The following is a 12,731-nucleotide window of genomic DNA, read 5'->3' on the forward strand; positions in this document are numbered from 1 at the left end:
GATACTGCTTTTCTTTATTCCAAATTCGCTGCCGACGAGGTCGAACAGATCATCCCTCGTTATTCTTCTGAGGCAAATTGGGTAATGACCCTCAAATTGTCAATTCGATTAGGGCTCGGAACCCAGATATTGTACGAGCTTCTCTGTTCGTGCAGTTCGGGAGTGTCCGCCAGACGGCTGACAAGGGTGGCAATTTCCTCAGGGGGATCTTGGATCTCCGCATCGCTGGATAGCGGTTCCGCATTCATAAGCCCCAACACATCGGGCGGCATCAAGTTCCATTCCCCCAAAGCCCTAATGCCCGATTCGCTAGCAATCCAAGCATGAGACCCGTGCGGCTCAATAAGCCCAAGCACCTCAAGCCAATCCGCTCTCTTCCTCACTCTGGAAAGGTTTTTCCAATCTAGGCCATATTGACCGCATAGCGCATCCTTTGCCTCTTCAATCGTCATCGGCTTAGACGCAAACAGGTTCAATAGCTCGCCAAAGAAGCGGTATCGGTCCTGGATTAAATTGGCCAAAGCGATCTCAGTAGGCCGCTTCTGAAACGCAATACCCAAATCAGACAGTCGGAGCAATCCGCCTTTATTTTCGGCAAGTCCAACGCCCCTCAAAAAGCCAGAGTATTCCCTCCACTGCCGAACACTTGGCATACCGTCAACCTCGGGGAAGCATCTAATTCACAGCCGTTTTCTTCGTGCAATTGGTCCACAAGACCCTGAACCATAGGGAACCAGCTAAGCTTTCCTCCGCGAAGGTCGGGAATCGACCAGCCCTTTTTCCTCCACTCATTGATAAGCCGCTGAGTCTCATGCATCATTTTTCACTCCAAACGATGGCCAGCCAAGATAGCCTAATTACAGTTGAAGTATAGCGCAGCCACTATCGGAGGACTTTCTGCGGGTAGGCAAAACGAATGACCTGAAGCTATTCCAGGAATGCGCCCGTCTGACGGTTCCAAAGGCTGGCATACGTGCCGCCGGCGGCGATGAGCTCGTCGTGCGGGCCATCTTCCACGATGCGCCCGCGCTCGAGCACCACGATGCGGTCGAGGCTTGCCACCGTGGACAGGCGATGCGCGACGACAATCGCCGTGCGCCCGGCCATAAGCGTTTCCAGGGCATCCTGCACCGCAGCTTCGCTTTCGCTATCGAGCGCACTCGTGGCCTCGTCGAGCACCAGAATGGGGCAGTCGGCCAGAATGGCGCGCGCGATGGCGATACGCTGGCGCTGTCCGCCCGAAAGCTTCACGCCGCGCTCGCCCGTAACGGTATCGAAGCCCTGCGGCAGACGCTCGATGAAGTCGAGCGCGTTCGCGCGACGCGCCGCCTCGCGGATCTCCTCCATCGTGGCATTGGGGCGCCCGTATGCGATATTTTCCGCTACGCTGCGGTGGAACAGCAGCGATTCCTGCGGTACATAGGCAATCTGCCTGCGCAGACTCTGCTGCGTCGTGCATGCCACGTTCTGCCCGTCCACGAGGATGCGCCCCTCCTGGATGTCGGAAAGACGTAACAGGAGCTTGGTGAGCGTCGTCTTGCCTGCACCGCTCACGCCCACCAGGCCAACGCGCTGACCAGGCTCGATATGCAGCTCGAACTGATCAAACACCTGCGTGCGCACGCCGCCGTCGTCGTAGAAGAAGTCGATGCCCTCGAAATCGATGGCGCCTTCCGTAACCTCGAGCGGCTTGGCATCGGGCACGTCATCCACCAGGCGCGGCTCGTCGAGCACGGCCGTCATGCCGCTCGCATCGCCCAGGGCGCGGTTCAGGCGCTGCAGGCCCGTGTTGATGAAGTTGAACTGGTTCGTCACGGTGTTGGTGTACGTGAACATCATGACGAGCGTGCCCGCGGAAATGCCGAACCAGGCGTTACCGCCCGCGATGAACACGGTTACCACGCTCATGATGACCACGGTAATGCCCGCCGTGATGATGCCGCGCATCATCGAGGAACGCATGCGCTTGCTGTCGCGCGCCTTCACTTCGCGGTTGAAGCGGTCGAACAGCCCGCGTTCGTATTCCTCGCGACCGTACGTCTTCACGGCCAGGATGTTGGCAACCGAGTCGGACAGCTCGCCAGAGAGCTGGTTCTGCGCGCCAGCCGCTTCCTCGTTCAGGTGCAGAATGCGCTTGTACATGTAGTAGGAGATGAGCGCGTACGCCACGAGCAGCACCATGAGGATGACCACGTACAGCGGGACGCGCGGAATAAGGATGACGCAGGTCATCACGACCGAGATGATAACGGGCATGAACGGGAAGACCAGCGCTTCCAGCAGCTGGTTATACGCGTTCATGAACTTGGTGGTCTGCGAGACGAGCGTGCCGCCAAAGCGGTTCGAATGGAACGACATGCTCTGATGGCACAGCGTGTCGAAGCTCACGGTGGCCAAGTCGTAGCTCACCGCGATTTCCAGCTTCCATAGCGCGTAGTCCTGGAGCTTGCTGCACCCCTGCCCCACGAGGTTCACGAGGATGAGAGCCAGCACATACGGGCCGAACACGGGAACGAGCAGGTCGGCGGTAACGCCACCCTCGCTCACGCGGTCGACGATGAGGCTCATGAGGTAGGGGTTCCCGTATGAAAGCAGTGCATGGAACCCAATGGTGGTGAGGACGAGCGCGAAGAAATACCCCTTGTGCTTGCGCGTTGCAAGCCAGTAGTAATGAAGTGTTCGCCTCGTAAGCGATTTCGTTCGAGTCATATACATACCCTTCCCATTGAATTTTTCAAGCCAACGATACAACCCGTAAACGGAGATTCTAGGAATGGGACGCTAATGGCATCAAAAGGTAACGCCCGGGTAAGGAACGCGAGACGGACCAGCAGGGCGATTTGGCGCGCTACGCGCGCTTCGGGGCGACGCTTATGGTAGGCTGCTTAACGTCATTCAAGCAGTAAGGGAAAAGATGGCAACCACTAGGAAACCCCAAGAAAACGCACCCGCATTGCGCCGCGACAGCTTCCGCTCACGCGGGGGCTTCATCCTCGCCTGCATCGGCTCGGCCGTGGGCATGGGAAATATCTGGCTCTTCCCCACGCGCGTTTCCGCATACGGCGGCGGAACGTTCCTCATTCCCTATCTCATCTTCGTCGTGCTCATCGCCTCGACGGGCGTTATGGGCGAAATGGCCTTCGGGCGCGCCACGCATAGCGGCCCTGCAGGCGCATTCGGCCAAGCGTTCCGCAAGCGCTTCGGCGAATCGGGAGAACGAGCAGGCCGCGCGCTCGGCCTCTTCCCCGTCGTCTCGTCGCTGGCCATGGCCATTGGCTACTCCGTTGTGGTTGGCTGGATTCTGTTCTACGCCATTTCCTCCATCACGGGCGGCATGACGGGCATGCAGGGCGCCGAAGAGTACGCGGGGCTGTTCGAATCGGTTGCCAGCGACAACGCGTTGTGGCAGGTCGCTGCGCTCGTCATCGCGTTCGCCATCGTCTCGTTCGGCATCGGCCGCGGCATCGAAGCAGCCAACAAGGTCATGATGCCCCTGTTCTTCCTGCTGTTCATAGCGCTGGCTATCTATGCTGCCATGCAGCCGGGCTCGGCCGACGGCTACGCATATCTGTTCACGCTCGACCCAGCGGGCCTCGCCGACCCCATGGTGTGGGTGTTCGCTCTGGGCCAGGCGTTCTTCAGCCTGTCCGTAGCCGGCAGCGGCACGCTCATCTACGGCTCGTACCTCAGCGACGAGGAAGACATTCCCAACAGCGCCAAATACGTGGCCATCTTCGACACGCTTGCGGCCATCCTCGCCTCGCTCGTCATCATCCCGGCCATGGCGTCGGCTGGTCAGAAGCTCTCCTCGGGCGGCCCCGGCCTGCTGTTCATCTACCTGCCCACCCTATTCGCCGACATGCCCATGGGCAACATCGTGATGATTGCCTTCTTCGTTGCCGTGCTGTTCGGCGGCCTAAGCTCGCTCATCAACCTATACGAGGCACCCATCGCAACCCTACAGGAGCGCTTCAAGTTGAAGCGCCCGACGGCATGCCTCATCATCGCCGCAATCGGCCTGGTAGTGAGCCTCGCCATCCAGCAGATTGTCTCCCCATGGATGGACGTCTGCTCCGTGTATCTGTGCCCCATCGGCGCAGCCATGGCGGGTATCCTGTTCTTCTGGATGATGGGCGACGACTTCGTGAAGGAGCAGCTGAACAAGGGGCGCAAGAAGATGCTTTCGCCTGCGTTCTACACATTGGGCAAATACGTCTACTGCTTCGTGACGCTGTTCGTGCTCATCGCCGGCTCCATTCTGGGCGGCATCGGCTAAGCACGCTTCCCTCCGCACGCAAATCAATCATTAGGCAACACACGCGGCGGCTATGCGACGAGCATGCGGCCGCGTGCTAGCATGTGCGCGCAGACTATCGGAAGGAAGGCCTATGAACGACCACAAACTCACGTACCGCCGCAATCTAGGGCAGACGCTCATCAAGAAATTCGCGCGCCGCGGCATGGACGCCGTCTACTGCGACACCGCCGCCGAGGCAAAGCAGGCGGTGCTCGACCTCATGCCCGCAGGTTCGTCCGTCACCTGGGGTGGCTCGATGTCCGTCGAGGAAGCGGGCATTCTCGACGCCGTGCGTGAAAGCGACTTCGACGTCATCGACCGCTCGCAGAAGGAGCCGGGCGAAGACCCGCGCATCATGCTGAGCAAGCAGATGATGGCCGACTACTTCCTCATGAGCACCAACGCGTTCACGCGCGACGGCGAGCTGGTGAACATCGACGGCATGGGCACGCGCCTCTGCTTCCTGGTTGCAGGCCCCGCACACGTTATCGTGGTGGCGAGCCTGAACAAGATGGCGCGCGACGTGCCCTCCGCCATTCAGCGCATTCACGACCACGCCACCCCGCCGAATTGCGTGCGCCTGGGCTTGAAAACGCCCTGCGCCGCCACGGGCGTATGCGGCGACTGCCATGGCGCATCGACGATCTGCTGCCAGGAGGTCATCACGCGTCATAGCATGGAACCGCACCGCATCACCGTGGTGCTCGTTGGCGAGGAGCTGGGCTACTAATTAGCCAAACGCCAGATGCGCACCTGCGCAAACCCCGACACACGCAGAACGACCCGCTCATATGAGCGGGTCGTTCGCGTTCAGGCTATAACGGGGCGCTATGGAAGCTTAGTCTTCCTTGGAGCCCTTCTTGCCACGGGCAAGGGCGCATGCGCTAACGGCACCGGAAAGGGCAACGAGCGCGATGACATTGGGGATAACCATCAGCTGGTTGAACATGTCGGCCAGCTCCCACACGAGGTCGTTAGAAAGAATGGAACCCAGGAAGATGAAGACCAGGGCGATAACCAGGAACGGGATGACGCCCTTCTTGCCGAAGAGGTATTCCACGTTCAGGCGAGCGAACAGGTTCCAGGACAGAATCGTGGAGAACGCGAAGAAGAGCAGGCAGATTGCCACGAACGCGTTGCCGATGCCCGAGCCGAAGAACGTGCTGAATGCAGCCTGGGCCATGTTGGTCTTGTCGAGGCCAACGAGTGCGGCGACGTCGGCGGGGTCGCTGCCCGCAGCGGCGGAAGCGAATGCCTGAGCAAGCGCGCCGTCGCCCACGTACAGGGTGCTGATGACAACCAGGGCCGTCATGCTCACGACGATGATGGTGTCGACGAACACGCCAACCATAGCCACAACGCCCTGCTCGTGCGGATCGTTCACGTTAGCCATCGCGTGAGCGTGGGGCGTGGAGCCCATACCAGCTTCGTTGCTGAACAGGCCGCGCTTAGCGCCCTGAGACAGCGCTGCGATGATGCCAAAGGTAACGCCGCCCATGCTGGCCTGGGGATTGAATGCGCATTCGAAGATGAGCTGGAACGCGGGGATGATGTTGCCCGCATTCATGATGAGCACGATCAGGCCGCCCAGCAGGTAGAGCACGGCCATGATGGGCACGAGCTTTTCCGTAACGGAAGCGATGCGGGAAAGGCCGCCGATGAGGATGACGCCGGCGATGACGACGATAACGACGCCAACAACCCAGGTGGGGATGGCGAACGCGGTGCTCATCGTGCTGGCGATGGAGTTCGACTGAACCATGGAGCCCATGAAGCCGAGTGCCAGGATGATGGCCACGGCGAAGAAGCCAGCGAGGATCTTGCCACCCTGGCCCTTGAAAGCCGTGGTGATGTAGTACGCGGGACCGCCATGCACGGTGCCGTCTTCATCGACCCTGCGGGTCTTCTGGGCGAGCACGGCCTCGGCGTAGTTGGTGGCCATGCCCAGCAGGGCGATGATCCACATCCAGAAGATGGCGCCCGGGCCGCCGATGAGGATGGCGCCGCATGCGCCAACGATGTTGCCCGTGCCTACCTGGGCGGCAATGGCAGTGGCAAGCGCCTGGAAAGAGCTGATACCGCTCTTGGCCTTACCGCCACGCAGGCTGAAACCGCCGAAGAGGCGACGCCAGCCCTCGCCAAAGCAGCGGAACTGCACGGCGTGCGTCTTCACGGTGAAGAACAGACCCGCGCCGATGAGCATGATGATAAGGATGTAGTTCGACAGATACGAATTGATCGTTTCCACGATTGGGAGCAACACGGCTTCCATAAGACGCTAACCTTCTTTCTTTCGCGACACCTTGCGCCATCGAGAAGGTCCTTATGTGCACCGAAGTAGCGGTTGGGGAGTGCCCGCAACCGCCATCTTTGTGTACGCTCTGTCCGTTTGCCTGAGAGATTGAGCCGTTTCCAGCCTTGCACCTTCGGCACTCATAAAGAGATTCTCCAGAGTTTCCTCGACCTTCGGTTTCTTGCGATTCCAAAGGCTTCACCGGAAAGATGGTGAGCACAATATAGACTATCGTGGACTAAAGCACAACGAGATTTTTAGAAAATAAGGAAAGCCTGACAATACCAGGCATAATCGCAGGTAAACAGTTCTTGAACAGAATAATCCCTGCGTTTGCGGCCTCCATTTGAATCGCGTAATATGTTACTCCCGTGGTGTTATTAGGAGGTCGCATGAAGCGCTGGCGCAATCGCATCGCTGCCGCAAGCTTCGTGCTGGCCGTATTCGTTGGCGGCACGGCCATCGCGCATTTCGCGATAGGCTCCAGCACGCCCGTCGCACTCCCCGACCCCACGCCCATGGCGCTCATTTCCGAAAGCGCATTATCGGAACGGGCTGAGGGCGAACCACAGCTTTCCAACCTGGAGGACAAACCCGCCGAGCAGCTCACCGCAAGTGATGAGCCCAACGGGGCAAACGAAACGGAGCCCTCGGCGCATACCACGTACGAGACCACGACCGAAGATGGCATCGCGCAAGAGCATCAAACGCAAACCGTACTCGTGCGCATTGGGGAAACGGATATCGAAGACCTCTTGGACGGCCTCTCCGACCTTGGATTGTTCGATATGTCAAGCCTTTCGGAAGCGCTTGACGCAGCCATTGGAGGCTGGGCGGCACTACCGCTTTCCAATGGCGTCTCGGTTCCCGAGGCAATTGACGCGCTCAATAGCACGCAGAGCGTTGCGCACGCGCAGCCAAACTACGTCTACCACCTGGCGGATAACGCAACCCCCGAAAGCCTGATCGAGGGAGAGCCAAGCAACCTGCCCACCATCGCGGAGGGCGGCAACTCCTACGACACGAACGAATACTATGCGTTCGTGAACGACCCGCAAGCTAACAACCAGATGCTCATCTTGACCGAACACGCACGCGAAGCATATGAATACACGCATGACGAAAACGGCAATCCCACGAAATGGAGCGCCAGCGACGCGCGTCCCGCCATTGCCGTGCTCGACACGGGATGCGACATCGCCCACGAAGACCTTGCCGAAAACGTCATCGACTTCTACGACGCCGTTGAACGAGCAAAACCCGCACGCTCCGATTTCAGCGACATCGACTATCACGGAACGCACGTATGCGGCATTGCCGCAGCCGGCACGAACAACAATGTGGGCATCGTGGGCATATCGTTCGATGCGAAGCTCGTACCCGTAAGGGTATTCAAACGCATCAACGGCTCCGTCCTTGCCGATTCGCTCGATATCCTAGCTGGCTACGAATACGTTCTCACGCGCGCAAGCGAAGACAACATCCGCGTAGTGAATCTGAGCCTTGGATCCACCACCGAGACAGCCGATGCCGATGACAAAGCCTTGCTTGACGCAATCGAACGGGCAAGCAAGGCAAACATCCTAACGGTCATTTCCGCAGGTAACGACGCCGATATCATGAACGGCGCCTATAGCGACTTCCCCTGCGACTTTGCACCAAGTGCCATAGGCGTCATAGACTGCGCCGTCACGGGCGTCCAAGAAGACGACGAGGGGCCATACGACACGCTTGGCCTATCGCTTTCGCTTTCCCGAGCCAGTTACTCAAACTACAACATGGCGGGCACCGTTAACAAACAACTCTCCGCGTTGGGCGACGACGTGCTAAGCACCACGCCGGGCAACCGCTATCGTCGCCTGAACGGAACGTCTATGGCCGCGCCATGCGTTTCCGGCGTAGCGGCTCTTGCGCTTTCCGTTAACCCAAATCTGAACGTTAACCAGCTTAAAAGCGTACTCTATTCCAGCGCCAACGATATCGCGCCCAGCGAGCGCAACACCGACCCCGTTACCATTGGATACGACGCATATACGGGATTCGGAAACGTCGATGCAAACGGCGTCGTGCGGAACGCATTCAGCTTCATTGACGGGCCCTCGATGCTCGCGACCGGCGACAGTGCACATCTTTCGGCGCTTGCCCCCAACGAGAGCGGCGCGTACGCATGGTCGAGCACCGCTCCAAACGTAGTCTCCGTAAGCGACGGCGGAGAAATACGCGCCCTAGCTGCTGGTGATGCAATCGTTTTCGCCACAAGCACCACAACGGGAAACACGCTCGCAACCGTGATCAGCGTCGAAGACCCCGCCTCGCATACAGCAGAAGAGCCACTGCCGCCGAGCGTCGGCCCTCCCTCCACTACAACCCAGCCCATGTTCCGCTTGTACAATCCAAATTCAGGAGAGCATTTCTACACAGCCGTCGAACAGGAGCGAGATCATTTGAAAAGCCTGGGATGGCGCTATGAAGGAATTGGGTGGGCCGCTCCTCTCGAGGGAGATGACGTATACCGCCTATACAATCCCAACGGCGGAGACCACCATTACACGATTTCAGCAAAGGAACGCGACTGGCTAAAACGCCTAGGATGGATCTACGAAGGCATAGGATGGCGGTCGAGCACCCTCGAGACCGTTGCCATTTACCGCGAATACAATCCAAACGCCCGTTCCGGCGCGCACAACTACACTTCATCGCTGAGCGAGCATTCATACCTGGCAAGCATTGGCTGGCATGACGAGGGAATTTGCTGGTACGGCGCATAGCCTGTATCCTTCGCCATCGAAATCGAGTGATATAATGCCCGTAAAACACGATTGACCTGGGAAGAGACGAGGTTGCTATGCCCACCAGAGATCAACGCCAGCAAGAAGCAGCCAAGCACATAGCATTCGTGAAGACGGTCTTCGGCAGCGAGACGAAGGGAAGCATCGCCAACGCCGTGGTGTACGAAGACGGCGAAGGACGCGAGCTGCCCATCCCCGATGCGGCATTCGAGCAAACGACCACGCGCGTGAGCGGGGCATTCCCCGCCACCGTCGTATTCGATTCGCAAAGCAAGACGGGCGTGGTCGATGCCTGCTCGTTCACGCGCCCCGGCGGAAATTACGAAGACGGCGCATTCGGCCCGGAGCAGGCTCTTTGCTCCGACAGCAACCTCTATCCCGTGCTGCAGGGCTGCAAGAAAACGTTCTTCGATGCCAACCGCGGCTTTGAATGCAGCATGCTCTTCACCGACCGCGCGCTCTTCCTGCCCGACGTGATGTTCGTGCGCAACGGCACCATGAATAAGGCCTCGGTCATTGCCATCGCGGCACCCAACCGCACACGCGCGCTGGAGAATCACCGCTCCGAGCGTGAATGCGATTCGAACCTGGCCAACCGCATCGAAGCTCAGCTGCGCATCGCCGCAGCTAACGGCGTTGAAACCCTGATATGCGGGGCTTTCGGCTGCGGCTCGTACGGCAACGATCCCACGTCCGTCGCGCAAGCCTACCGCACGTGGATCGACGCGCATCCTGGCGTGTTCAAGGAAGTCGTATTTGCCGTGCCGCGCTCGGCGCGCGAAGCGTTCGAAAGCGTTTTCGAGAGCACGCGCCCCGCACAGGAGGCGGCGCCCACGCCAACCGAAGACGACGAGCGCGACGACGAAGATTGGCGCAACGTGGAGCTCCCCGAAGGGGTTACGCTGCGATAGGAATCGAACCGCCCGGGCAACCGCTCGGGCGTTTTTTACTTACCGCTATCCTTCCTGGCCAGATGCAGATTCCGGCAGCGCGGATGCGCCACCCGGAAGCCCAAATGACACATGGGGAACGGCACCCGTCCACTCGCACACGCGCTCGACCATGCCCGGCACATCGAGCACGCCATAGGCAAAGCCCTTCCGAATGAGCTCGTCGGGAACGAACGTGTCGTACTTCTCGAACACGGGTACTTCCCCCTCGTAGAGAAGCTCCATCGGGGAAAAGCCCGCGGACACGCGCTCGCCCAGCACACGCCAGAAATCCTCCTCGCTTGCATCCATGCGGAACTGCAGGAAATACGGACGCGAAGAATCGAGCCCCTTCAAGTGCAGCTCATCGGCGCAGATGCGCTTCAGGAAGCGCTCGAGCGCAAGGAACGCGTAGCTTCCCAACCAGGGGAAAAGCCCCCACATGTTGCCGCCCAGGTTGATGAGCGGACGCTGAAGCATGCCCGACGCATGAGCCGTGGCACGCGCCTGATGCAAGCGGGCAAGGGCATTGCCCATCACGTACGGATAGGCAGCATCCTCCGCCAGCACGCGGCGCATGCGTTCGAGAATGTGCGTGTGAATGTCGCCCGGGCACTCCCCAAAATACGCGGGCACCTGGCCCTTCACGAGCGTGCAGTACACGAGGTGACGATGGTGGTCGACTTCCTCCACCAGCCATGTGCGGCCCGCGATGGCGATTTTCTCGCCCATGGGAGGCGGCTGCACGATGGTGCCCAGCTCCTGCGATTCGCTGCGCACCGTGTACTCCTCGCTCTCCTGGAACACGCCGTAGAAACGGAAGTTGTTCACCACGCGCTCGCCAGCAAGCCCCACGATAAGGCCGCCAAGCTCGGTGACCTGAATCTGCTCGGTTTCCACGAGATGACGCAGCAGAACGCGGTAATCATCAGCGGAAACACTGCGAAAGGGCGAGAGCGTGAGCACGCGCCCCGCAAGTTCGGCGGGCGTCATTTCGCCACCCGACGCGAGCGTGGAAAGCGTTTGATGGTAGAGCAGGCTGAACGGCAGCGCATGCGGCCGCGGAGGCTCTACCCAACGCTCTTCCAAATACAGCTGCACGAGCGCAATGCCCTGCAGAAGCTTCCAGGGAATGGTTTCGCCCAGGAGCGCGCGAGGCTCAGGACGGTCTTCGCGCATGACGAACCACATTTCGCTTGGCTGGCCGCGGCGGCCCGTACGCCCCATACGCTGCAGAAACGCCGACACGGTGAACGGCGCATCGATTTGGAACGCGCGCTCAAGGCGACCGATGTCGATGCCTAGCTCGAGCGTTGCCGTGGTGACGGTAGTGAGCTGAAGGCTTTCGTCGCGCATGGCGTCTTCGGCCGTTTCGCGATACGACGTGGATAGGTTGCCATGATGGATAAGGAAGCGGTCGGGCTCGCCCTTCACCTCGCAATACGAACGCAAGGTAGTGGTTACCGCCTCGGCTTCCTCGCGGGAGTTCGCAAACACCAGGCACTTGCGCCCGCGCGTATGCTCGAACACGTAGCCGATACCCGGGTCGGCCGCAGCGGGCGCTTCGTCGGAAGGCGCCTCGAACACGTACGCGCCGCCCGAGCCCGCACTGCCCGAAGAGAGGACTAGCTCCCCCGCCGCTGCAGAAGGCAGGTCGATATCGACCGCGGGCGCCATCTGCACGTCGCCGGGAAACTCGACGTCATCGAGCGCCTGACGGTCGCTCGTGTAGAAATGCTCCATGGAAAGGCGCCAGCGTTGCCCGCGGGCGTCGATGCGCGGCACCACCGTATCGCGGCCTGAACCGGCGGCCAGAAAGCGCCCAGCTTGTTCAAGATCGCCCACCGTAGCGGAAAGGCCAATGCGCCTAGGCTGCACGCCCGCGGTACGCGACAAGCGCTCCACCAGGCACATCGTCTGCCCACCGCGATCGCCACGCATGAGCGAATGGATTTCGTCGATTACCACGAAGCGCACGTCGCCAAACAGATGCGGAATGGCATTGTGCTTATGCAGCAGCAGCGACTCCAGCGATTCGGGCGTAATCTGCAGAACGCCACTGGGATTCTTCAGGAGCTTCGCCTTACGCGAGCTCGACACGTCGCCATGCCAGCGCCACACGGGAATGCCCGCTTCCTCGCAGAGCTCGTTCAAACGACCAAACTGGTCGTTGATGAGGGCCTTCAGCGGCGCGATGTAGATGATGCCCACCGAGGTGGACGGTTGTTCCTCTAGCAGCGTGAGCATGGGAAAGAACGCAGCCTCGGTTTTACCCGACGCGGTAGACGCAGCCAACAAGACGTTCTTGTCGCTGTTGAAAATGGCATCGGCAGCGGCAACCTGCACGCCACGCAGAGAATCCCAGCCGTTGCGGTAGATGAAATCCTGGATGAAGGGCGCGTACCGCGCGAACGCATCCATGG

General features: G+C 59.9%; 8 protein-coding genes and 1 riboswitch. Of the genes, 4 read left to right on the top strand and 4 right to left on the bottom strand.

The window, feature by feature from the left end:
* Positions 1-59: 59 nt before the first annotated feature.
* Entirely contained in the window at positions 60-653 is a 594-nt protein-coding gene (locus AC04P6_RS03615; protein WP_475565230.1) for a hypothetical protein, read from the bottom strand.
* 274 nt (positions 654-927) lie between these two features.
* Positions 928-2,709 (bottom strand): ABC transporter ATP-binding protein, encoded by a 1,782-nt coding sequence (locus AC04P6_RS03620; protein ID WP_475565231.1) that lies wholly within the window; start codon positions 2,707-2,709, stop codon positions 928-930.
* A gap of 205 nt (positions 2,710-2,914) precedes the next feature.
* Between AC04P6_RS03620 and AC04P6_RS03625 the strand changes: the two genes are divergently transcribed.
* Together AC04P6_RS03625 and AC04P6_RS03630 are read left to right on the top strand one after the other, a co-directional pair.
* Positions 2,915-4,276, top strand: coding sequence for a sodium-dependent transporter (locus AC04P6_RS03625; RefSeq protein WP_475565232.1), 1,362 nt, complete (start codon positions 2,915-2,917; stop codon positions 4,274-4,276).
* 112 nt (positions 4,277-4,388) lie between these two features.
* Positions 4,389-5,027: a lactate utilization protein gene (locus AC04P6_RS03630; protein WP_475565233.1), complete on the top strand. Its 639-nt coding sequence runs from the start codon at positions 4,389-4,391 to the stop codon at positions 5,025-5,027.
* A gap of 108 nt (positions 5,028-5,135) precedes the next feature.
* Here the strand turns inward: AC04P6_RS03630 and AC04P6_RS03635 are convergent, their stop codons facing one another.
* The gene (locus tag AC04P6_RS03635; protein WP_475565234.1) at positions 5,136-6,545 is read right to left on the bottom strand and encodes an alanine/glycine:cation symporter family protein; all 1,410 of its coding nucleotides are present in this window, start codon (positions 6,543-6,545) and stop codon (positions 5,136-5,138) included.
* Between the two features lie 123 nt (positions 6,546-6,668).
* A riboswitch (glycine riboswitch) is annotated at positions 6,669-6,759 on the bottom strand.
* Positions 6,760-6,982: 223 nt separating this feature from the next.
* On the opposite strand from AC04P6_RS03635, the gene AC04P6_RS03640 reads away from it, so the two are divergent.
* Positions 6,983-9,358: a S8 family serine peptidase gene (locus AC04P6_RS03640; protein WP_475565235.1), complete on the top strand. Its 2,376-nt coding sequence runs from the start codon at positions 6,983-6,985 to the stop codon at positions 9,356-9,358.
* Between the two features lie 77 nt (positions 9,359-9,435).
* Positions 9,436-10,290, top strand: a complete 855-nt coding sequence (locus AC04P6_RS03645) for a TIGR02452 family protein (RefSeq protein WP_475565236.1) — start codon at positions 9,436-9,438, stop codon at positions 10,288-10,290.
* 45 nt (positions 10,291-10,335) lie between these two features.
* Here the strand turns inward: AC04P6_RS03645 and AC04P6_RS03650 are convergent, their stop codons facing one another.
* Entirely contained in the window at positions 10,336-12,729 is a 2,394-nt protein-coding gene (locus AC04P6_RS03650; protein ID WP_475565237.1) for a DEAD/DEAH box helicase, read from the bottom strand.
* Positions 12,730-12,731 lie beyond the last annotated feature (2 nt).

Source organism: Denitrobacterium sp. (assembly GCF_056180635.1).